The organism is Chroococcidiopsis sp. CCNUC1 (genome assembly GCF_023546805.1).
In the GTDB taxonomy this organism is placed as follows: Bacteria; Cyanobacteriota; Cyanobacteriia; order Cyanobacteriales; family Chroococcidiopsidaceae; genus Chroococcidiopsis; species Chroococcidiopsis thermalis.
The window spans coordinates 5,560,854-5,583,191 of sequence record NZ_CP097480.1 but is presented as its reverse complement, the minus strand read 5'-3'; the positions used below and the strand labels follow the sequence as shown (position 1 = coordinate 5,583,191).

At 46.2% G+C, this 22,338-nt stretch carries 19 protein-coding genes and 1 tRNA gene; 15 read left to right on the top strand and 5 right to left on the bottom strand.

The features are described 5' to 3' along the window. Window positions 1–13: 13 nt before the first annotated feature. Complete coding sequence (rpmI, locus tag M5J74_RS25780; protein WP_015156854.1) at window positions 14–211, bottom strand: 50S ribosomal protein L35; 198 nt, start codon at window positions 209–211, stop codon at window positions 14–16. A 234-nt stretch (window positions 212–445) separates the two neighbouring features. On the opposite strand from rpmI, the gene M5J74_RS25775 reads away from it, so the two are divergent. Beyond that, complete coding sequence (locus M5J74_RS25775) at window positions 446–1,645, top strand: choice-of-anchor tandem repeat NxxGxxAF-containing protein (RefSeq protein ID WP_015156853.1); 1,200 nt, start codon at window positions 446–448, stop codon at window positions 1,643–1,645. On the opposite strand, the gene M5J74_RS25770 is transcribed toward M5J74_RS25775, so the two are convergent. Both M5J74_RS25770 and M5J74_RS25765 read right to left on the bottom strand, forming a co-directional pair. Beyond that, window positions 1,638–2,432 (bottom strand): RNA methyltransferase, encoded by a 795-nt coding sequence (locus M5J74_RS25770; RefSeq protein WP_106168368.1) that lies wholly within the window; start codon window positions 2,430–2,432, stop codon window positions 1,638–1,640. The two genes, M5J74_RS25775 and M5J74_RS25770, sit on opposite strands and share 8 nt — an antisense overlap. A gap of 130 nt (window positions 2,433–2,562) precedes the next feature. Next, window positions 2,563–2,644, bottom strand: a tRNA-Leu gene (locus tag M5J74_RS25765). Between the two features lie 348 nt (window positions 2,645–2,992). On the opposite strand from M5J74_RS25765, the gene murA reads away from it, so the two are divergent. The 10 genes from murA to M5J74_RS25715 all read left to right on the top strand — a co-directional run bounded on the left by murA (window position 2,993) and on the right by M5J74_RS25715 (window position 12,205). Next, window positions 2,993–4,372 (top strand): UDP-N-acetylglucosamine 1-carboxyvinyltransferase, encoded by a 1,380-nt coding sequence (gene murA, locus M5J74_RS25760; RefSeq protein WP_051033298.1) that lies wholly within the window; start codon window positions 2,993–2,995, stop codon window positions 4,370–4,372. Between the two features lie 144 nt (window positions 4,373–4,516). Beyond that, window positions 4,517–5,854 (top strand): adenylosuccinate synthase, encoded by a 1,338-nt coding sequence (locus tag M5J74_RS25755; protein ID WP_015156850.1) that lies wholly within the window; start codon window positions 4,517–4,519, stop codon window positions 5,852–5,854. Window positions 5,855–5,933: 79 nt separating this feature from the next. Next, window positions 5,934–6,572, top strand: coding sequence for a 50S ribosomal protein L25/general stress protein Ctc (locus M5J74_RS25750; RefSeq protein ID WP_015156849.1), 639 nt, complete (start codon window positions 5,934–5,936; stop codon window positions 6,570–6,572). Window positions 6,573–6,695: 123 nt separating this feature from the next. Beyond that, window positions 6,696–8,228 carry an AAA family ATPase gene (locus M5J74_RS25745; protein ID WP_250014054.1) on the top strand — a complete coding sequence of 511 codons (1,533 nt, stop codon included), beginning with the start codon at window positions 6,696–6,698 and terminating at the stop codon, window positions 8,226–8,228. A gap of 21 nt (window positions 8,229–8,249) precedes the next feature. Then, entirely contained in the window at window positions 8,250–8,390 is a 141-nt protein-coding gene (locus M5J74_RS25740; protein ID WP_219336008.1) for a hypothetical protein, read from the top strand. Continuing rightward, a complete protein-coding gene (locus M5J74_RS25735) occupies window positions 8,371–9,087 on the top strand; it encodes a YdcF family protein (protein WP_250014052.1) in 717 nt (238 codons plus the stop codon). Before M5J74_RS25740 ends, M5J74_RS25735 begins: the two co-directional genes overlap by 20 nt. A 141-nt stretch (window positions 9,088–9,228) precedes the next feature. Then, window positions 9,229–10,299, top strand: coding sequence for an Mrp/NBP35 family ATP-binding protein (locus M5J74_RS25730; RefSeq protein WP_250014050.1), 1,071 nt, complete (start codon window positions 9,229–9,231; stop codon window positions 10,297–10,299). A gap of 105 nt (window positions 10,300–10,404) precedes the next feature. Next, window positions 10,405–11,676: a rod shape-determining protein RodA gene (gene rodA / locus M5J74_RS25725; RefSeq protein ID WP_015156845.1), complete on the top strand. Its 1,272-nt coding sequence runs from the start codon at window positions 10,405–10,407 to the stop codon at window positions 11,674–11,676. Then, the gene (locus tag M5J74_RS25720; RefSeq protein ID WP_250014048.1) at window positions 11,601–11,948 is read left to right on the top strand and encodes a hypothetical protein; all 348 of its coding nucleotides are present in this window, start codon (window positions 11,601–11,603) and stop codon (window positions 11,946–11,948) included. The genes rodA and M5J74_RS25720 overlap by 76 nt, the downstream gene beginning before the upstream one ends. A gap of 65 nt (window positions 11,949–12,013) precedes the next feature. Further along, window positions 12,014–12,205 carry an NAD(P)H dehydrogenase subunit NdhS gene (locus M5J74_RS25715; RefSeq protein ID WP_015156844.1) on the top strand — a complete coding sequence of 64 codons (192 nt, stop codon included), beginning with the start codon at window positions 12,014–12,016 and terminating at the stop codon, window positions 12,203–12,205. Window positions 12,206–12,268: 63 nt separating this feature from the next. Here M5J74_RS25715 and M5J74_RS25710 read toward each other — a convergent pair whose 3' ends face one another. Further along, the gene (locus M5J74_RS25710) at window positions 12,269–12,892 is read right to left on the bottom strand and encodes a chemotaxis protein CheB (protein ID WP_106169962.1); all 624 of its coding nucleotides are present in this window, start codon (window positions 12,890–12,892) and stop codon (window positions 12,269–12,271) included. Window positions 12,893–13,126: 234 nt separating this feature from the next. On the opposite strand from M5J74_RS25710, the gene M5J74_RS25705 reads away from it, so the two are divergent. The 4 genes from M5J74_RS25705 to M5J74_RS25690 all read left to right on the top strand — a co-directional run bounded on the left by M5J74_RS25705 (window position 13,127) and on the right by M5J74_RS25690 (window position 21,685). Next, window positions 13,127–13,852, top strand: coding sequence for a Crp/Fnr family transcriptional regulator (locus M5J74_RS25705; protein ID WP_041463480.1), 726 nt, complete (start codon window positions 13,127–13,129; stop codon window positions 13,850–13,852). Window positions 13,853–14,033: 181 nt separating this feature from the next. Continuing rightward, on the top strand, window positions 14,034–14,690 hold the full coding sequence (locus M5J74_RS25700) for an HAS-barrel domain-containing protein (protein WP_015156841.1): 657 nt from the start codon (window positions 14,034–14,036) through the stop codon (window positions 14,688–14,690). 233 nt (window positions 14,691–14,923) lie between these two features. Beyond that, on the top strand, window positions 14,924–19,660 hold the full coding sequence (locus M5J74_RS25695) for a response regulator (RefSeq protein ID WP_250014046.1): 4,737 nt from the start codon (window positions 14,924–14,926) through the stop codon (window positions 19,658–19,660). A 132-nt stretch (window positions 19,661–19,792) separates the two neighbouring features. Further along, window positions 19,793–21,685 (top strand): response regulator, encoded by a 1,893-nt coding sequence (locus M5J74_RS25690; protein ID WP_250014044.1) that lies wholly within the window; start codon window positions 19,793–19,795, stop codon window positions 21,683–21,685. A gap of 17 nt (window positions 21,686–21,702) precedes the next feature. Here M5J74_RS25690 and M5J74_RS25685 read toward each other — a convergent pair whose 3' ends face one another. Beyond that, the gene (locus M5J74_RS25685; RefSeq protein WP_015156838.1) at window positions 21,703–22,293 is read right to left on the bottom strand and encodes a Crp/Fnr family transcriptional regulator; all 591 of its coding nucleotides are present in this window, start codon (window positions 22,291–22,293) and stop codon (window positions 21,703–21,705) included. Between the last annotated feature and the right edge of the window lie 45 nt (window positions 22,294–22,338).

Genomic DNA, 22,338 nt, shown 5'->3' with positions numbered 1-22,338 from the left:
ATTCCTTAGTAACTTACAAATAAGGGAGCATCATCCGAACGTTTTGCTCGTCGCGTTCGTGTACGAGTGCTGCTTTTGAGAGACGATTCTTTCTAGCAGTCGTTTTCTTTTCCAAAATGTGATTTTTGAAAGCTTTACGACGCACGATCTTACCAGTGCCTGTGGCACGGAACCGCTTTGCCGCTGCTTTGCGAGTTTTCAGTTTAGGCATGAACTAGCTCTGATTCGACACAATCCATTAATATAGCATCTTTCATATTTCTTCTACTGTAAATTTTTATATGGAGTTGTGGGGGTTCGTTTAGGATGTATTGACGATCGCGCTCTAGCTAAGTTTTAACAAAATAGCTGAATTTTCAGATTGTTGACGGTTGACGGTTAATGGTTGAGCGCTGACATTTATGAAATTTCATGCGTTTTGTATTCTTTGCAGCGTTAGATAGTTATGAAGTCAAAAAGTTGTATTGCAGTAGCAGCCATTGGTCTGAGTTTGAGCTTAATCGATAGTGGAGCGATTGCGGTCAAGTCTTCCAAGTACGCTTACCAAAAGATGGCTGATACGAGTAGTTCTTTTAGCAGCTTTGGATTGCCTGTTATCAACAATGCTGGAACCGTTGCCTTTAGTGCCAATACGGACGGAGCATTAGGAGCATACACCAGTACGGGCAAGACAATAACAACGATTGCCGAAAACGTTGGTTTATATGAAAGTATCGGTAGTCCCATCGCTATTAACGATACTGGAACCGTTGCTTTTGTTGCCACACCAGCAAGGGGAACTACCACCACAGAGTATCCAACGGAAACGATTTTTACTAGTACAAATGGTAAGGTAACTCAAGTTCCTGCTTACAAGCCATCACCTGAGAGTGGCTATCCTGCCTACGATCGCATTGTATCTTTGGCACTTAATAATCGAGGCACTATTGCTTATGTCGCTCAGAATATGCGTGGTATTGGTGTATTGAGTAGTGATGGTAGGCTGATTGCTGAAGCAAGTGACGCTAGATTGTCCACTGTAGATTCAGCCAATATTAACGATCGCGGCACGATCGTCTACAGATCTCAAAGTGGTAGAGCCTTTGAAATTTTTGCCAACAAAGGGACGAAAACTACAACTTTATCCAGTACTACTTATCCTTTGTATGTCATGGCTCCTAAGAATGGCGCTTTCTCTCCCTCGCTCAATAACCGAGGAACGGTTGCATATGTTGCTTTGGAAATCAAACCGACAAGCGAATACACGGCTGAGTTTAATCCTGCTAAGGCAGCAATCTTGAAGAGTAACGGCACTAAAATAACTACTGTTGCCGATACTAACGGAGCCTACAGCAGCTTTAGCAGTGGGAACAATTATAATTCTGCCGCTGTACCCCCTACAATTAACGATCGCGGTACGGTTGCATTTTTTGCGCAACTAGATACAGGTGGCGAAGGAATTTTTATTGGTTCCGATCCTGTCAAACATAAAGTTATTGCTACTGGTGATTCTTTATTTGGTTATACGGTACAAAGTGTTGCTCTATCTACAGATGGAATCAACGATTTCGGTCAGGTAACTTTTATTGCCAGACTAGCTAACGGTACAGAAGTCATCGTCCGTGCCGATCCGCTTGGTGCTGGCTGCAATTGTTTTGTTAAATAGACTCTACCTGTTGCTGCGATCGCTGTCGTTGTGCTTCGTATAACAGCAACGCTGCTGCGATTCCCACATTCAACGACTCTACCCCTGCACAGAGGGGAATTTGCACCTGTAGATCTGTCATTGCCGTTAGATCTGCTGATAATCCCGCTCCCTCATTTCCCAAAAGAATGACACTCGGACGCTGCCAGTCTACTTCCCAATATGTCATCTTCGCAGTAGGTAAAGTCGCGATCGCTTGCATTCCCGCCGCCTGACACTGGAGTACAGTTTGCCGCAGATCTTGACTCACGACCATCGGCAATCGAAACCACTGCCCAGCGGAAGCTCGTAACACCTTGGGATTGTCTAAATCTACACTATCCCTACTCAACCACAGCCCCGATGCACCAGCCGCCGCCGCCGTGCGAATTATCGTTCCCAAATTCCCAGGATCTTGCAGCGTCTCTAAAGCTAAACTAATGCCTGTATGGGGTACTTCTCGCCCTTGCTGTCTAGTTGCTGTCGCTACAACTCCATCGGGATTGATCGTAGTTGCGATCGCCTGCAAAACCTCTGGAGTGACAATTTCTATCCGCGCTCCCGATTGACTAATCTGCTGCCAAAGCTGTTGATGGTTTTCCTGCCATTGGGAAGTACAACAGACGCATTCCAAGGGATACTTCGCTGCATAAGCCTCCTCTAACAAATGCGTTCCTTCCAAGAGAAAAACACCCTGTTGCGATCGCTGTTTGGCAGAGTGCAGCTTTCGCATCTGCTTGACCAGAGGATTTTGCAAACTCGCGATCATATATAAAATCTACTATTGACGATTCGGAACTATCGTGGTAGTAATTAACTGCCAACTAGATTCACAGGACATATAAGGCTAAACATATAAAGCTAATAGCTCGTTGCTAGTAACCAAAACTCCAAATTGATGCGGAACCCGGGACTTGAACCCGGAAGCCTTTCGGCACATGAACCTGAATCATGCGCGTCTGCCAATTCCGCCAGTTCCGCTTGCCTTCGCCCTCGGTGGGCGCAATTTCTCATCATCACTTAAATATCTGTGTTTGTCAAGGTTTTTCAATTGTCAGTTATCAGCGGCTAGTGGCTAGAAAAGAGTCAAACCACTAGCCACTAGCCACTAGCCACCAGCCACTCATAAGTAACTAATGACCAAATCTAAAATTTTTTGACTAAAGCAAAAACTTTAGGGCAGCAACTGTAGAAATACCGAGATAGATCCAGATATTTGTAGCAGAGATAAGAAAATTCACAGTTTAAACTTTTACCATCTCAATGTAAAATCTAAACCAAATTTTTGCCAACTCGGGTACGGATTAACTAGATTCGGAGGACAGAGCCATTACTACTACCCATAACTCAATTAGACCGCAGCCTTCACCAGAAGTCGATCCAGCCGTACTGGAAATTTGGGGCGGGCATCCTTTGGCAGGTCAGGTCAAAATCAGCGGAGCAAAGAATTCTGCCCTTGTTATCATCGCTGGTGCTTTGCTCTGTCCTCAAGACTGTCGTATCCGTAACGTACCATCACTCGTGGATGTGGCGCGCATGGGTCAGTTGCTATCATCGCTGGGAGTAAAAATCTCTCAACACGGTGATGTATTAGATATTGATGCTAGCGATCTCAGCACATCTCAAGCTCCATACGAAATTGTCAGTCAACTACGGGCAAGTTTCTTTACCATTGGTCCGTTACTAGCTCGCCAGGGATATGCTCAAGTCCCCTTACCTGGTGGATGTACGATTGGAGCTAGACCAGTTGATTTGCACGTCCGGGGCTTACAGGCAATGGGGGCAGATGTCCAGATCGAGCATGGTATGGTCAATGCCTACGTCGCTGGCAGTAGCCGGAGATTGAAAGGAGCCAAAATCTATTTAGACTATCCCAGCGTCGGTGCAACAGAAACCTTGATGATGGCGGCGACATTAGCTGAAGGAGAAACAGTCATTGAAAACGCTGCTCAAGAACCAGAAGTTGTCGATCTAGCTAATTTCTGTAACTCTATGGGAGCGCGCATTCGGGGAGCTGGAACTACAGCAATTACGATCTCGGGCGTTCCCCGCTTGCACTCAACAGATTATGCAATTATTCCCGATCGCGTGGAAGCCGCAACTTTTTTAGTAGCGGGAGCCATCACCAACTCCGAGATCTCATTAGCGCCAGTCATTCCCGACCATCTCACCCCGGCGATCGCCAAATTACAAGAAATTGGAGTGCAGATTGTTGCCGATGCACCTGACTGCCTTCGTATTGTCCCTGGTGAAGGATTACGGGGAACGGATATTAAAACTCTGCCTTACCCTGGTTTTCCCACAGACATGCAAGCGCAGTTCATGGCTTTGCTGAGTTTGAGCGAGGGCGATAGCGTCATTACCGAAACTGTATTTGAAAACCGCCTGCGCCACGTCGCCGAACTCAATCGCATGGGGGCAGATATTCGCGTTGAGGGCAATATTGCTGTCGTGCGGGGAGTACCCCTACTATCTGGTGCGCCAGTCGTCGCTAGCGATCTACGCGCTTCAGCCGCTTTGGTACTAGCAGGACTAGCAGCAAAAGGTAAGACAACAATTCAAGGACTGCACCATCTCGATCGCGGTTACGAGAAACTAGAAGTCAAACTGCTCTCCTTGGGAGCGAGGTTACAAAGAGTAACAGGTGCGATCGTTTCTCCCGAGCGTCAACTAGGAGTTAATAATCCTACAGCGAACAGTTATCAGTGAATAGGGAGCGATCGAGCAGGGAAGCAAAGGGAAAAATACTCGTGACTTGTCCCCACACCATACACCCTTCTTTTCAACTTGACATCAGATACAATCTGCGACTATAGTTGTAGATTGTGTCAACTCTAACATTCAGAAATACCCTTGGCTAACGTCATTGTTATAGGAGCCCAGTGGGGCGATGAAGGAAAAGGAAAGGTCACGGATTTACTCAGTCGCTCCGCTGACATTGTGGTTCGTTACCAAGGGGGAGTCAACGCCGGACACACGATTGTCGTCCAAGATCAGACTTTCAAGCTGCATCTGATTCCCTCTGGAATTCTGTATCCTAAAACAGAATGCATTATTGGCTGCGGTACGGTCATCGACCCAAAAGTTTTGATTGAGGAACTCGATCGGCTAGAAAGTTTAGATATTTCTACAGATAACTTGTTTATCTCTGAAACCGCTCATGTCACCATGCCTTATCATCGGCTGATCGATCGCGCGGCAGAAGAGAGACGGGGTAATTATAAAATTGGCACGACAGGGCGAGGAATTGGACCCACCTATGCCGATAAATCAGAACGGACGGGGATTCGAGTTCTCGATTTAATGGATTCGGTAGGACTGCGAGAACAGTTACAGTGGGCGATCGAATATAAAAATGTCATTCTCGAAAAACTTTACAATCTACCACCTTTAGATCCAGAAGCCGTCATTGACGAATATTTGGGTTACGCAGAACGCTTGCGTTCCCACGTAGTCGATACCTCGCTGAAAATTTACGACGCGATTCAACGGCGGCGAAATATATTATTTGAAGGCGCTCAAGGTACGCTGCTGGATCTCGATCACGGCACTTATCCCTACGTCACCTCATCTAACCCCGTCGCGGGAGGGGCTTGCGTTGGGACAGGGGTAGGTCCCACGGCAATCGACCGCGTGATTGGCGTAGCAAAGGCTTACACGACGCGGGTAGGAGAAGGTCCATTCCCCACAGAATTAGACGGACAACTAGGGGAACTATTGTGCGATCGCGGGGCAGAATTTGGTACGACTACCGGAAGGCAACGGCGCTGCGGTTGGTTTGATGCCACCATCGGTCGCTATGCCGTGCGAGTGAACGGCATAGACTGCTTGGCAATTACGAAGTTAGATGTCCTCGACACGCTCGAAGAAATCAAAGTTTGTGTCGCCTACGAAATAGATGGCGATCGCTACGAACACTTCCCTCGCAACGCCCGCCAATTTGCCAAAGTCCGCCCGATTTATAAAACTTTACCAGGATGGCAGCGATCGACAGCTGATTGTCGCACGTTAGACGATCTACCCAGACAAGCGCTCGATTACCTGAAATTTCTGGCAGAGTTAATGGAAGTACCGATCGCGATCGTCTCTCTCGGCGCTAGCCGCGACCAAACTATCATCGTGGAAGACCCAATCCACGGACCTAAACGTGCTTTATTGCACGCTGACGGCACGCCCGTCTCAGCTAGCTAAGTAACGAATCGTCAGTTGTAGGGACGTACAGATGTACGCCCCTACATTAGCAACCAACAACTAACAATTAACAACAAAGATGGAACTTACAGTTGAGTGTCAAAAACGCCCAGAGGGAAGTCAACCTAATGCTTTACGTCGCGGTGGCATGATTCCAGCAAACCTTTACGGACATAAAGGTACAGAAGCAATTTCTCTAGTCATGAATGCTAAAACAGCAGAAACAATGCTGAAAAAGGCTTCTGTCAACAACACCATCATCGATCTAAACATCACCGATCTTCCTTGGCGTGGTAAAACTCTGGTACGGGAAGTACAATCTCATCCCTATAAGGGAAATATCTACCACATCAGCTTCTTTGCCGTTGCAGCGCAAGATTCTGTGGATGTAGAAGTACCTCTACATTTTGTTGGCGATGCAGTAGGCGTAAAGCAAGAAAGCGGAATTGTCGATACACTGGCAACAAGCTTGCAGATTCGTTGCAATCCCGATAGTATTCCAGAGGCGATTGAGATTAATATCTCTAACCTACACGTAGGTGATAGCTTGTACGTTCGCGAACTAGTTTTACCGTCAGGGGTAACAGTTTTAGGTGACACAGAACAAGCAGTTGTGACTGTTTTATCACCGCAGAAGACAACCGCAGCTGCGGTAGAAGAGTTGGAAGCAGAGGCAGGAACGGAATCAGCATCAGAATCTGATGCAGAAGCAGAATAATAGCTGACAACTTGAGTAGAATTGCCGATAATACCAGGGGGAAACTCCTGGTTTTTTATTTGCAGAAGAGATCCCCTAACCCCCGCAAGATCGGGGGAATATTAGAAAACACAGAGGAAAGAAATGACAGCAGCTTCAATTCCCGCTTCGATTCAACAAATGATGCAGCCTGGGTTTTACCCTCATCCAGTGCAAGAACCAATTCAACTGATTCAGACGCATATTTCTTACGTGTTATTAACTGGAGAGTATGCTTATAAAGTGAAAAAGCCGATGAACTTTGGTTTTTTAAACTATTCAACGCTGGAAGCAAGAAAGCACTTTTGTCAAGAAGAATTACGCTTAAATCAAAGAGGTGCAGCCGAACTTTATTTGGAAGTATTACCAATTACTAAAACTGAACAGCAGTACCAACTAGGAGGTACGGGAGAGCCTGTAGAATACGTATTAAAAATGCGTCAATTTCCCCAAGATATGTTGTTAATTAACATGTTTTCTCAGGGAAAAGTTGACGAAAAACTAATGACTAACTTAGGACGAGTTGTAGCAGAATACCATAAAAAAGCTGCAATCAACGACTATATTCGTAACTTTGGGGAAGTAGCTCAAGTTCGCCAAGCTTTTGATGAGAACTACGAGCAATCAGAAAAATATATTGGCAAAGCACAGACACAAAACCAGTTTGACGAAACAAAAGCGTATACAGATAAGTTTTTTGCGGAGAAAGAGTCATTATTTAAAAGCCGCATGGCAGGTGACTTTATTCGCGAGTGTCATGGCGATTTATACATGCAAAATATTTGTCTATGGCATGACAAAATTTTATTATTTGATTGCATTGAATTTAACGAACCATTTCGATTTGTAGACGTAATGTATGACGTGGCGTTTGCCGTGATGGATTTTGAGGCACGGGGGCGCAAGGACTTAGGCAATATCTTTTTAAATACATATTTAGAGCAAACAGGCGACTGGGAAGGATTGCAAGTTTATCCTTTATATCTCAGCCGTCAGGCATACGTGCGGGCAAAAGTCAATTCATTTTTGCTGGACGATCCAGGTGTACCCGCAGCTGTAAAGGAAGAGTCCGCAAAAACAGCAGCAAACTACTATCGCCAAGCCTGGGAATATACCAAACCTCGTCAAGGCAAGTTAATTCTCATGTCTGGGCTATCGGGTGCGGGTAAGAGTACGGTAGCGAAGCAACTAGCGCGACAAATGGGAGCAATTCACATCCGTTCCGATGCAGTTCGCAAGCATTTAGCCGGAATTCCCCTGGAACAACGCGGGGGAGATGAAATTTATACTACTGAATGGCATCAAAAAACCTATCAAAGGCTGTTAGATTTAGGACTGCTGCTAGCAAGTGAGGGTTTTACAGTCATTTTAGATGCCAAATACGATCGCACCGCTTTACGTCAAGAGGCGATCGCCCAAGCAGAATCCCGTCAAATTCCCCTACAAATCCTCCACTGTACCGCACCAGTAGAAGTCTTGCGCCAACGGCTGCAACAGCGCACCGGAGACATTGCCGATGCTACCGTTGACTTACTAGAGTCTCAACAAGCCACCGCCGAGCCTTTTGCCGACACCGAAAAGCCCTACGTCACCACAATTGACACGACACAGCCTGTAGAAACTCAATTGAAGTCGTAAGTCCCAAGTCGTAAGTTAAGAATGACCAACTACCGATTACCAATTACCAATTACCACCCAAATGTTCCTCTTCCTGTCGAAATTGCTACCACTATTTCTCTACCCGTTGGGAATAGCCTGCGTGCTTTTGGTGGTGGGGTTAGTGCTGTTGTTGTGGGGTAAAAAAACGCGCGGGGCGGCGATCGCAATTGCTCTTGCTCTGATAATTTTATTGGTAGGGGGTAATAGCTGGGCTGCTCGTTCTTTCGCGCGATCGCTAGAGTGGCAGCATTTGCCACTCAATACTGTACCAACTGCCGATGCGATCGTGGTTTTGGGTGGTGTCACCAGAACGTCAACACCACCACGCCCGACTGTAGAAGTGACTGAAGGCGGCGATCGCCTCCTCTATGCTGCTTATCTCTATCAACAGAGTAAAGCACCTGTAATAATTCTCAGTGGAGGACGAATTGAGTGGTACGGGAATGATTCTGCTGAAGCAACTGATATGTCAGCGTTACTGAAGAACATGGGCGTGCCAGAATCGGCAATAGTTCAGGAACCCAACTCTCGCAATACTTACGAAAATGCAGTTAACGTGCGTCAAATTCTGACACAGCGAGGTATTCGCCAGATTTTATTGGTCACTTCAGCAATGCATATGCCGCGATCGCTGTCAATATTCAAACGTTTAGGAATAGCAGCTATTCCCGCTCCCACTGATTTTCAAGTGTCTACTCAAGAGTTTCAAGAGCTAGCGAGTTCGCCCGAAGCTAAATTACTGAGTTTGTTACCAGATGCCAGCAGTTTATTTTTATTCACTCAAACTCTCAAAGAATACATCGGAATTGTCATTTATTGGTTGCGCGGCTGGTTGTAATCGGCGATAAGTCCGACTGACTCATAACCATTTCACCATTCACACCATTGACAAAGCCTTTGGGATGGATCGACTTTCACTCTACACTGACCGCTAAGATGCAAATAGATAGCAAAGCAGCCTTAGAGAGTGAAGAATGTCATGCTCGATACCCTTAGTACCAGCTCCGTATTAGAAGTTTTGCGCCCCGTGCAAGATCCAGAACTCCGCAAAAGCCTAGTAGAACTGAACATGATCCGCAATGTCAAAATTGACAATGGCAAAGTCAGCTTCACTTTGGTTTTGACAACTCCAGCTTGCCCGTTACGAGAGTTTATTGTGGAAGACTGCCAGAAAGCTGTCAAGCAGCTACCAGGAGTTACGGAAGTCGCGGTAGACGTAACAGCAGAAACGCCGCAACAGAAAAGTTTACCCGATCGCACGGGAATTGCTGGAGTGAAAAATATTTTGGCAATTTCTAGTGGCAAAGGTGGTGTGGGAAAAAGTACTGTCGCAGTCAACGTTGCCGTTGCTCTAGCACAATCGGGGGCAAAAGTAGGATTGTTGGATGCAGACATTTACGGTCCTAACGCGCCTACTATGCTGGGACTAGAACAAGCACAGGTTGCAGTCCGCCAAGGCGAGAAAGGGGACGTTCTCGATCCGGTTTTCAATCATGGTGTGAAGTTAGTCTCGATGGGTTTTCTCATTGACAAAGATCAGCCTGTAATTTGGCGGGGACCTATGCTCAATGGGATTATTCGCCAATTTCTCTATCAAGTCCAGTGGGGAGAATTAGATTATCTCATCGTAGACATGCCACCGGGAACCGGAGATGCTCAACTCACATTAACGCAAGCCGTACCGATGGCGGGTGCAGTGATTGTCACGACACCCCAAAATGTAGCATTGTTAGATTCTCGCAAAGGCTTGCGGATGTTCCAACAGATGCAAGTTCCAGTATTAGGAATCGTGGAAAATATGAGCTACTTTATTCCCCCCGACGCGCCAGATAAACACTACGATATTTTTGGTTCTGGTGGCGGGGAAAAAACAGCTAAAGAACTAGGCGTACCCTTGTTAGGCTGCATTCCGTTAGAAATTTCCCTGCGTCAAGGAGGCGATCGCGGTATTCCCATTGTTGTTGCTGAACCTGAGTCTGCCTCTGCTAAAGCTTTAATGGCAGTAGCAATGGCGATCGCGGGTAAAGTCTCGGTAGCAGCATTAACTTAGGAGTGAGGGACGAGGAGTGAGGAGTGAGGAAAAAAAGCTAAATTTAGACTATGAAAAGGGAACCATGAATTAGTCGTAATTTGTCCCTATCTCCAATCCTCGTCCATGCTGTTAAAAAGATTCATATTTTCTGTTCCTTGGAAATTACTGCTTGCCCCTTGGCAGCAGGTGGACTGGTGGCTGTTGGCGCTGACTGTAGGCATCACAATATTTGGTGGTATTTCCATTCGCAGTGCAGAGTTAAATCAAGGAATTACCGATTGGTGGCAGCATTGGCTGTTTGGTGGTATAGGATTGGCATTGGCTTTCTTTCTATCGCTTTGCCGCTACGATTTTCTCTTGCGCTGGCACTGGTTGACTTATGCCGTCACGAATGTATCTCTGATTGCGGTCATGCTAGCTGGAATCAGTGCCAAAGGCGCTCAACGCTGGATTAGTGTTGCTGGGTTTAATCTCCAACCCTCAGAATTTGCCAAAGTTGGGATGATTATCACCCTAGCAGCATTATTACAATCCCGTAGTGCGGGAAAAATTCCTGGCGTGCTGCGCGCTTTGTTAGTTAGCGCCGTGCCTTGGGTTTTAGTATTCGCACAGCCAGATTTGGGAACATCTTTAGTTTTTGGGGCAATAACTCTCGGAATGCTCTACTGGGGTAATGTCAATCCTGGCTGGTTGATCCTATTAATTTCTCCGATCGTGGCAGTTATCCTATTTAACGTCTCTTTACCAGCTTGGTGCATCTGGGCTGTAGCAATGGGAGCGATCGCCCTGGCGACTATGCCTTGGCGGTGGTTGTCGGCAGTTGGAGCGATTGGAATTAACTTTCTGGCAGGAGAATTAGGACACATTCTCTGGGGATTGCTCAAAGACTATCAAAAAGACCGCATCATTTTATTTCTCGACCCAGAGAAAGATCCTCTTGGCGGCGGTTATCATTTAATACAATCGCGAATTGCCATTGGTTCCGGGCAATTATGGGGACAAGGACTTTACCAAGGCACGCAAACCCAACTCAATTTCATTCCCGAACAGCACACGGACTTTATCTTTTCGGCAGTAGGCGAAGAATGGGGCTTTATTGGTTGCCTTGTTTTATTATTTATCTTTTGGTTGATTTGCTTGCGATTGGTATTGATTGCCCAAAGTGCCAAAGATGATTTTGGTTCCCTCCTTGTCATCGGCGTATTTTCGATGATAGTGTTCCAAGTCATCGTCAATATCAGCATGACGATTGGGCTTGCACCAGTCACGGGAATTCCCTTACCTTGGATGAGTTACGGGCGCTCGGCACTGCTGACTAATTGGATCGCGATCGGTATCGTGCAATCCGTCGCCAACCATCGCCCAAAGAGAAAGGGGCGAGGAGCGAGGAGTTAGGGGCTAGGGTAAGAAAGGACAAGGGGACAAGGGGGACAAGGGGGACAAGGGGGAACTCGGGGATCCCACGACCGAAGGGAGTGGGGATTAGGGGGCGAAGGGGGACAAGGGGGACAAGGGGGACAAGGGGGACAAGGGGACAAGGAAGTAGGTGTACAGGGGAAATCGGGAAGACTTGGGGGACTTGGGAGCAACTACCAACTACCAACTACCAACTACCAATTCCATACATCTCACACCCCACACCCTGTTCGCTGATAACTGACAACTGATAACTGACATCACTACACTTATAAGCGAAAATTTAAATTATCAGTGTTAACAAAGAGGAAAAGCTATGATTCTACCAGGAGCAACTGTGCGCGTTAAGAATCCTAACGATACTTACTACGGTTATCAAGGGCTAGTGCAGAGAATTACTGATGGTAAAGTTGCTGTGTTGTTTGAAGGTGGTAACTGGGATAAACTGATTACTTTCAATCAATCCGAACTAGAAGCAGTCGAAGTGACTCGGAAAAAAGGCAAGTAAGTTGTTAGTTGTTGGTTGTTAGTTGCAATCGACTATCGGTCAACAACTAACAACGATCGACCATTATGCTGCTTTTGGTGACATTACCAGGTCGTATAGGGTAGAGGCGATCGCATTTGGGGGAAGCACGAAATCTACTTTCCCAGTATTAATGGCAGCCTTGGGCATCTCGAAACACTCGCAAGTCGCTTCATTTTGGGCGATCGCTATGCCACCGTGTTTCTTAATTGCTAGCACTCCCAGTAAGCCATCAGTATCTTTACCACTCAGAATTACAGCGATTGCCCGTCTCTGATAACTTGTAGCAACCGATCGAAACAGCACGTTAGCTGAGGGACGAACAAAGTTAACTCTCGCTGCATCCGATAGCGACAACTTACCGCTAGGATTAACGACCAAATGCTTATCAGGCACGGCAACATAAACCGTTCCTGGGCGCAGCAATTCTCCTGTCTCTGCGTTTTTCACCCGCAGTCTAGTGCGGTATTTGAGAATCTCAGCCAGGTAGCTGGGGCAGTTAGGAGACAAGTGCTGTACGATCGCAATTGCTGCGGGAAAATCTGACGGTAAGGTGGATAAAATTTGACTAATTGCATTTAACCCACCTTTAGAAGCGGCGATCGCCACAACGTTAAACGCAACATTGGGAAAGTGGGAAAAGATTTTATGTTCGTGTTTGCTATTCACGCTTTTTCTATGATGCTTCTACGATCGCCCTGGCAAGCCAGGGCGATCGTTGCCTACTGCAAACAAGGGAGTTAAACGTTTATGTCAGCTAACTAACACACTTCCTATTCTATATGTTAGCTAAGATACATACGTTATTTACAATATTTATAATTAAATAAATCTTGGGTGAGAAGTCCTCGATTGATGCTGTCAGTTATCGATTTAGATAAGACTAGCTCAAAGAGGTTTTTGATTTTGGTATCCAATAACCCCCATCATGCTGTTGAAAATCAACTCTTAGCGAGCTTGCCTAGAGAGGAATACGAACGCCTCGTAGCTAACATGGAGTTAGTCCCCCTGACTTTTAAGCAAGTTCTCTACGCACCTAACGAATCTATTCAGTATGTCTACTTCCCTAAGAGTGGTGTAGTCTCTTTGCTGACGCTGATGGAAGACGGTACAGCAGTTGAAGTGGGAACGGTTGGCAATGAGGGAATGGTAGGTCTTCCCGTATTCCTGGGATCTAATAAGATTCCTGGTCAGGCTTTGGCACAAATTCCTGGCGAAGCTTGGAGGATGAGAGTAGATGTATTTAAAGATAAAGTTATCCCAGGTAGCACGCTTCACGATCTGCTGCAACGCTACACGCAGGCGCTGTTTAACCTGATTTCCCAAATAGCTGCCTGCAATCGCATACACTCAGTCGAGGAGCGATTTTGCCGCTGGTTACTCATGACTCAAGACCGAGTGGGTTCAGATGAGTTTCCGCTCACCCAAGAGTTTCTCTCGCAAATGCTGGGCGTGCGCCGCCCTACTGTCAGTTTGTCAGCCAGCGTTCTTCAGAAAGCAGGGCTGATCCGCTACGTTCGGGGTAAAATGACTATTCTCGACCGTGAAGGGCTAGAAGCTTCTTCCTGCGAGTGTTACATGATTATCAAGAGTGAATTTGAGCGTTTGCTCGGCAGCGATGTTGCCTAGCTAAAAGTTAGCATGGAGCAGGGAGCAGGGGGGAGAAGAGAGCTGAGGAAGTTGAGGAAGCTGAGGGGGAGAATACCTACCAACTACCAATTACCAATTACTAATTACCAATTACCGCAGGATAGAGTATGAAGGATAAAGTTTAATTAACGTTTCAACCTTTACCCTTCTGCCTTGAAATATGCGCCTTCCCCTACCACAATTTACAACAGGCGATCGCCACCCCAGCTACATAGCCGAAGTGATCGAAACTTCGACAACGGAATTTTTAGCTCAATGCTTGGAACCAGAAGATTTGAGCTTTCCAGTGATGCCACCTTTTGGTAGTTGGGTAAAGTCTGCGGATGATGAATCGGGAAATCAAGTTTATGGGGTAGTTTATTACGCTACTACCATGCCGATCGACTCAATCCATCGGGCAAGGGCTTTAGGATTATCTCTCATGGAGTTGCGCGAACAGCAGCCGCAAATTTTCGCCATGCTCAAAACTGAATTTCGCGCTGCCATTATCGGTTTTGAGCCAGCTAAAGCCTCAAAACGCGCTCAACGCCAAGTTTATCAATACCTTCCGCCTCGTCCGCCGCAAATTCACCAAGCGGTCTATTGCTGTCAGCCAGAAGATGTCATTTTATTTAGCGATCGCCTGGATTTTCTACGCACTCTATTACAAGTTCAAGGTGCGCCTGTAGAAGCTTTAACCGCTGCCGCGATTCGAGAGGTATATCAGTTGCGGAAAGCTGATAGACAATGGTTAGTCCAAGCCGGACGCACCCTCAGCACCCTCCTCAAAGACGACTACGATCGCTTGCGCTACATTTTGAGCCAAATACATCCTTGACAGTTATCAATTCGTAATTCGTAATTTGTAATTCGTAATTCAATATAGCGCTTTTGCTTATCGCGCCTCACTTTCTACCTTAAGGCGGATCGCGGTTGTATTAGTTTTATCCTTACGATGGAAGACGAAAATCTGTCAACACCCAGTCAATACTTAGGTGTTGCTTGAAGGAAATTTTTTCTCTCACGCTACAACAGATTCCTCACACGTCTCCATTTCAGTATTGAGTCACTATGACGACTGCCACAGCTAACCCTGATAGCGATGCTCTCGACCTCAAGCAACTCCTGCAAACATTACTAGAAGTTAAGAAGGGTAATTTTTCCGTTCGGATCTCTAGCGAACAAACAGGCATTGCTGGCAAGATTGCGGATACCCTCAACGACATTATTGAGACAAACGAGCAGATGACAACCGAGCTAGCGCGAATTAGCACGGTGGTTGGCAAAGAGGGCAAAATTTACGAGCGAGTATCGAATAACGGGGCAAAAGGATCTTGGCAAGCATGTGTCAATTCAGTCAATACCTTGATTACTGACTTGGTGCAGCCGATGGCAGAAACAACTCGCGTGATTCGGTCAGTGGCTAATGGCGATTTGTCACAAGCGATCGCTACAGACATTGCCGGAAACCCTTTACAGGGTGAGTTTTTGCAAACAGCGCAAATTGTAAATAAGATGGTCGGTCAACTGAACTCGTTTGCCTCAGAAGTGACGCGGGTGGCGCGGGATGTGGGAACCGAGGGAAAATTGGGCGTGCAAGCAGATGTGCGCGGTGTGGCAGGCACTTGGAAAGATTTAACCGATAGCGTTAACTCAATGGCAGGTAACCTGACAGCACAGGTACGCAACATTGCGGAAGTCACTACAGCCGTAGCGAATGGCGACTTATCCAAAAAAATTACGGTAGATGTAAAGGGTGAAATTCTAGAGTTGAAAAATACCATCAATACAATGGTGGATCAGCTCAATTCGTTTGCCTCGGAAGTGACGCGGGTGGCGCGGGAGGTGGGTTCTGAAGGCAAGTTAGGCGTACAGGCGGAAGTTAAGGGGGTAGCGGGAACTTGGAAGGATCTCACTGATAGTGTCAACTTTATGGCAGGTAGCTTAACGGCACAGGTACGCAACATTGCGGAAGTCACTACAGCCGTAGCGAATGGCGACTTATCCAAAAAAATTACGGTAGATGTAAAGGGTGAAATTCTAGAGTTGAAAAACACCATCAATACAATGGTGGATCAGCTCAACTCCTTTGCCTCAGAAGTAACGCGGGTAGCGCGGGAAGTCGGTACGGAAGGAAAATTAGGAGTACAAGCATACGTGCGGGGTGTCGGTGGTACTTGGAAAGATCTCACCGATAATGTCAATTTAATGGCAGGCAACCTCACAGCACAGGTACGAAATATAGCAGAAGTTGCCACAGCGATCGCCAATGGTAATTTATCTAAAAAAATTACGGTAGACGTAAAGGGCGAAATTTTAGATTTGAAAAACACCATCAATACAATGGTGGATCAACTTAGTTCCTTTGCTTCTGAAGTGACGCGAGTAGCGCGGGAAGTCGGCACGGAAGGGAAATTAGGCGGACAGGCACAAGTCACGGGGGTAGCAGGAACTTGGAAAGATTTAACCGATAACGTGAATTCAATGGCAAGCAACCTCACGGCACAGGTGCGAGGTATTGCAAGGGTTGTTACCTCGGTAGCCAATGGCGATCTCAAGCGCAAGCTGATGCTAGATGCTAAGGGCGAAATTGAAACGCTTGCCGAGACAATTAACGAAATGATCGATACCCTGGCAACATTTGCCGCACAGGTAACGACAGTGGCGCGAGAAGTCGGAATCGAAGGAAAACTCGGCGGACAAGCAAAAGTCCCAGGTGCTTCAGGGACTTGGCGCGATTTAACCGACAACGTGAACGAGCTAGCAGCCAATTTAACCACGCAGGTAAGAGCGATCGCCGAAGTGGCAACGGCTGTAACCAAAGGCGATTTAACGCGATCGATCGCCGTTGAAGCTTTAGGAGAAGTTGCTGCCCTTAAAGATAATATCAACCAAATGATCGCCAATTTGCGCGAAACAACACAGAAAAATACCGAGCAAGACTGGCTGAAGACCAACCTTGCCAAATTCACGCGGATGTTGCAAGGACAACGCGATTTAGAAACTGTATCCAAGCTGATTTTGTCAGAGTTAGCGCCTCTGGTTTCAGCCCAACACGGTGTTTTTTACTTAATGGAAAGCGGCGAGAACCACCTGCCTTACCTAAAATTAATTAGCAGCTATGCCTATCGGGAACGCAAACACTTAGCTAACCGCTTCTATTTGGGTGAGGGATTGGTAGGACAATGTGCGTTGGAAAAAGAACGCATTTTAATTACTGAAGTACCGTCGAACTATATTAAAATTAGTTCCGGTTTAGGAGAAGCAGCACCCATGAATGCGGTAGTTTTGCCCGTATTATTTGAAGGGCAAGTTACCGCTGTTATCGAGTTAGCTTCCTTCAATTATTTCAATGAAATTCACCTCACGTTCTTCGATCAATTAACTGAAAGTATTGCGATCGTCCTCAACACGATCGCCGCTAGTATGCGGACTGAAGAGCTATTGAAACAATCTCAATCTTTAGCAGAAGAATTACAATCTCAACAAAAAGAACTGACAGGTACTAACCAGCGATTGGAACAACAAGCGAAATCGCTGACAGCTTCAGAAGAATTGCTCAAAAAACAACAAGAGCAATTGCAACAAACCAATGCCGAATTACAAGAAAAAGCTGAGCTATTAGCATTACAAAATCGCGAAGTCGAACGCAAAAATCAAGAGATCGAACAAGCAAGGCGATCGCTAGAAGAAAAAGCCACACAACTTGCCTTGAGTTCTAAATATAAGTCTGAGTTCCTGGCGAATATGTCGCACGAACTGCGTACTCCTCTCAACAGTTTGCTGATTTTGGCGAGATTATTAGCTGATAATCAAGACCGAAATCTCACCGACAAACAAGTAGAATACGCTCGCACAATTCACTCATCTGGCAACGATTTATTGGCATTAATTAACGATATTCTCGACCTTGCCAAAATCGAGTCGGGCAAAATGTCTGTGGATATCGAACCAGTTAGATTTACTCATTTGCGGGAAAACATAGAGCGGACATTTCGTCAAGTTGCAGGCGATCGCCAACTCAAATTTGAAATTCAGTTTGACGAGCGATTACCCCGTACGCTTTATACCGATGCCAAACGCTTGCAGCAAATATTGAAAAATTTACTCTCCAATGCCTTCAAATTCACTGACGCTGGCTCCGTACGCTTAGATGTTACCCCCGCACTTGCAGGTTGGAGTGCGGAACAAGAAGTTCTCAACCGTGCTGCTAGAGAAGCACCACCTGGAGAAGCAGGTGTTATTGCTTTCTCAGTCACCGATACAGGCATCGGCATTGCACCTGACAAACAGCAAATTATTTTTGAAGCATTTCAGCAAGCAGATGGCACGACCTCTCGCCGTTATGGTGGTACGGGATTGGGTTTGTCAATTAGCCGCGAAATCACGCGCTTGTTGGGTGGTGAAATTCAACTAAGGAGCGAACTCGGTCGGGGTAGTACATTCACGCTCTACTTACCGCAAATGGTAAGTCGGACGGTAGAGCAACATGCAACCCCATCGTTAGTTCCAACTCCCCCTCTACCGACGCTCCCAACTTCCCCGCCTGAAGTCGTGTCCCTTGTCGAATCCCAAATCTCGAATTTATTAGATGAAAGAGCGGTTGAGGACGATCGCGAGGTTATTCAACCAGGCGATCGCACGCTGCTAATTATCGAAGACGATCTCAAATTCGTCAAAATATTAATGGATGCAGCCCGTCAACAAGGCTTTAAGGTGTTAGTTGCCACGCGGGGTAATGTTGGTTTAGCACTAGCACAGCAATTTCAACCCACGGCGATCACGCTCGATATTCGCTTGCCAATCGTCGATGGCTGGACGGTACTCGATCGCCTCAAACACAATCCCGATACCCGTCACATTCCCGTACATATCATTTCGGTTGAAGAAACAACGCAACGGGGATTAAAACAAGGTGCGATCGCCTACTTGCAAAAGCCAATTAGCAACACCGCATTATTAGATACGCTGTCTCAGATTCAAGAGTTTGCCAATCGCTCGGTGAAAAACCTTTTAATCGTCGAGCGCGACGAATTGCAGCGTCGCACTATGCTCGACTTGATTGAGGAAAGCGATATTGCGATTCAGGTAGTAGAAACAGGTGCAGCCGCACTCGAAGCTCTCCAAACTGGTCATTTTGACTGTTTAGTTTTAAATCTAGCCTTGCCGGACACCAACGGATTTGAATTGATCGATCGACTCAAGCAAGAACCATTATTTAGAAATCTACCCATCATCGTTTATACTCCCAGGCAGCTCACTGCTGAAGAAGAAATCGAACTACAACGCCTGTCAGGTAGCTCGATTCTCAAAGAGGCGCGATCGCCTGAACGCTTGCTGGAGGAAACTACGTTATTTTTACATCAAACGCAAGCCGATCTGCCTGCACCTAAGCGATTGATGTTAGAGCAGTTACAGCAAAACGATTCCGTCCTGGCAAGCAAGAAAGTCTTGGTTGTCGATGATGATATGCGAAACATTTTTGCACTCACCAGCATCCTAGAACGTCAGCAGATGCAAGTGATATATGCAGAAAACGGTCGAGAAGGTATTCTTCAGATTCAAAACAATCCAGATATTGACATTGTATTAATGGACATTATGATGCCAGAAATGGATGGGTACGACACGATCCGAGCTATACGGCAGATCGATCGGTTAGCAGCACTGCCAATTGTGGCGCTGACAGCTAAAGCAATGCAAGGCGATCGCGAAAAGTGCCTTGAAGTCGGAGCTTCCGATTACATTTCCAAACCCATCGATACAGAGCAACTATTCTCGCTACTAAGAGTGTGGCTACAGCGTTAAGCTCGCAGCCTCAAATCTAATCCTAGAGAGATAAAAATTTGACCTAACGATAGATGTATTCTTAACCTCTTAGTCTATCGTTAGATAGAGAGAATATATGCATTAAACTATACAATTTGAAGCAAAAATCTATTGTTCGCCACTCTCTTAGCTGTCGCTCATGCCATGAAGTCCGAACCTAAAATTAACGTCTTATTAGTAGACGATTATCCCGAAAATCTTGTAGCACTGGAGGCAACGCTTAACAGTTTAGGGCAGAATTTAGTCAAAGCTTATTCCGGTAAACAAGCCCTGAAATGTTTATTAGAGCAAGATTTTGCTGTCATCCTACTAGACGTACAGATGCCAGAAATGGATGGATTTGAAACAGCAAGTCTGATTCGACAAAGAGAGCGATCGCGCCATACACCAATTATTTTTCTCACGGCAATTAGCGATAGCGATGACCTGAAGTCAAAAGGATATGCTCTAGGTGCAGTAGATTATTTACTTAAACCTATCGATCCAATTATATTAACATCTAAAGTTGCAGTATTTGTCGAGTTATTTAAAAAGAATTTAGAGGTGCAACGTCAAGCAGCTCAATTGGTTGCCAAGAATTTAGAAATATTTCAAGCTCAAGCCGCCCGGCAGCAAGCAGAAGCAGCTAACTTAATGAAAGATGAATTTTTGGCGGTTGTTTCTCACGAATTGCGATCGCCCTTGAACTCAATTTTGGGTTGGGCGCAACTGATGCAGATGCGGAAGTTTGATGAAGCCAAATTGTGTCAAGCACTTAAGATCATCGAACGGAATGCCAAATCTCAAGCGCAGCTGATCGATGACATTCTCGATATGTCTAGATTGATCCGTGGGAAAGTGCAGCTATCCATTCAACCTGTAAATGCGATCGCCACGATTGAATTGCTATTAGAATCAATTCGTCCCCAGCTTGAGGAGAAATCGCTACAACTACGCACGCACCTCGATCCGGCAGCACAAACAATCGCCGCCGATCCAACCCGCCTACGACAAATTATTTGGAATTTACTCTCCAATGCAGTTAAATTCACTCCCGAAAAAGGGCAGATAGAGATACGGCTGACTCAAGAGAGTAGGGAGCGGGGAGCAGAGGAAAGAGAGCTGAGGGAGCTGAGGGAGCTGAGGGAGCTGAGGGAGAGAAGAGAGCTGGGGGAGACTAGGAGCAGAGGAGAAGGGAGACTAGGAGCAGAGGAGCAGAGGACGAATTTAATTCCGAATTCCGAATTCCGAATTCCGAATTCCAATTACGCTCAAATCCAAATTATCGATACAGGAATTGGCATTCGTCCCGAATTTCTGCCGCAAATTTTCGATCGCTTTCGTCAAGCAGACAGTTCTATTACTCGCGCTTTTGGCGGACTGGGGTTAGGACTGGCGATCGTACGACAACTGGTGATTTTACATGGTGGCACGATTGAAGCTCACAGCGAGGGAGAAGGCAAGGGAACAACGTTTACAGTACGACTACCACTAGCAAATAGTCCTTCTACCGCGACTTCCCCCACTACAGCGACTCCCAATCTCATTAACTTGACTGCAAATGATGCATCAAAGTTAAATTCATTACTGGATGGGGTAAACGTGTTAGTTGTCGAGGATAACAACGATAGCCGCGACTTCATTAAATTTGCGCTCGAACAAGCAGGTGCAACCGTCACGACAGTTTCTTCAGCAGCAGATGCAGTCGCTTATTTAAAACGCGATCGCCCCGATGTCATAATTAGCGATATTGCCATGCCAGAAACCGATGGCTATCAATTAATTCAACGGATTCGAGCCACCGAGCAACAAGGAGATAGACAAATCCCCGCGATCGCCCTGACTGCTCACGCGAAGCCAGAAGACCGTTCACGATCGCTAGCAGCAGGATTTCAACAGCACATTACTAAACCAGTAGAATCTACTGCTCTCATTACAGCCGTAGCGGAGTTAATCAAGCAGCAGTCAGTTGTCAGTTCTCAGTGGGCAACAATCGATCGCTCGCAAATGACGAATGACAAATGACAAATGACTAGACTATTTCAAATTTCGTAGTGCCAGAAAGGTAAGCGATCGCTCATAACAATAAATTGACGTTCTTGCCGTTGAATCGAGCCTTGTTTTTCTAAATCGCTCAGTATTCGCGTTACCGTGACGCGAGTTAATCCTACTAATTCGGCAATTTCTTGATGAGTCAAACGCAGATCGATTAATTTACCTTGCAATACATGTTGACCGAAGCGATTAGCTAGCCAAGCAAACAGTTGTAAAACTGCGGCTTCAGCATTGCGACAGTGCAAGATTTCCATTAACTCACCCGATCGCTGAATATGCGAAATCATTGCCTCATTGAGTTCGTGCCATCTCGACCTCGGAATCAGATTTACTTCAACTGGCGTTAAACATTCCATTTGATAGGTCTGAGCGCTACAAAATACTCTGCCGACTACATCCCCTACACCCCAAATTCCCAAAGTGCTGTAGTTCCCATCAGCTAATACTGTCAAGGTGCGAACCATACCAGACTTAATCTGCCACAGAGCATCATGCCTTAAAGGTAGAAGCGAACGACGCGCAAACCGAGAAGATTTCAGCTCGGTAGACTGATTTGATACCAGCAAGGAGACGGTCATAGCAGTTTATTTGGGTAGCAACAAGTATCAGAGCAATGCTCTTAC

Bases quoted from the DNA above. Each gene is read 5' to 3' on its own strand.
- M5J74_RS25770 (WP_106168368.1), bottom strand. From the start codon at position 2,432: ATGATCGCGAGTTTGCAAAATCCTCTGGTCAAGCAGATGCGAAAGCTG.
- rodA (WP_015156845.1), top strand. From the start codon at position 10,405: ATGCTGTTAAAAAGATTCATATTTTCTGTTCCTTGGAAATTACTGCTT.
- M5J74_RS25750 (WP_015156849.1), top strand. From the start codon at position 5,934: ATGGAACTTACAGTTGAGTGTCAAAAACGCCCAGAGGGAAGTCAACCT.
- M5J74_RS25740 (WP_219336008.1), top strand. From the start codon at position 8,250: ATGACCAACTACCGATTACCAATTACCAATTACCACCCAAATGTTCCT.
- M5J74_RS25695 (WP_250014046.1), top strand. From the start codon at position 14,924: ATGACGACTGCCACAGCTAACCCTGATAGCGATGCTCTCGACCTCAAG.
- M5J74_RS25775 (WP_015156853.1), top strand. From the start codon at position 446: ATGAAGTCAAAAAGTTGTATTGCAGTAGCAGCCATTGGTCTGAGTTTG.
- M5J74_RS25745 (WP_250014054.1), top strand. From the start codon at position 6,696: ATGACAGCAGCTTCAATTCCCGCTTCGATTCAACAAATGATGCAGCCT.
- M5J74_RS25730 (WP_250014050.1), top strand. From the start codon at position 9,229: ATGCTCGATACCCTTAGTACCAGCTCCGTATTAGAAGTTTTGCGCCCC.
- M5J74_RS25700 (WP_015156841.1), top strand. From the start codon at position 14,034: ATGCGCCTTCCCCTACCACAATTTACAACAGGCGATCGCCACCCCAGC.
- M5J74_RS25685 (WP_015156838.1), bottom strand. From the start codon at position 22,293: ATGACCGTCTCCTTGCTGGTATCAAATCAGTCTACCGAGCTGAAATCT.
- M5J74_RS25715 (WP_015156844.1), top strand. From the start codon at position 12,014: ATGATTCTACCAGGAGCAACTGTGCGCGTTAAGAATCCTAACGATACT.
- rpmI (WP_015156854.1), bottom strand. From the start codon at position 211: ATGCCTAAACTGAAAACTCGCAAAGCAGCGGCAAAGCGGTTCCGTGCC.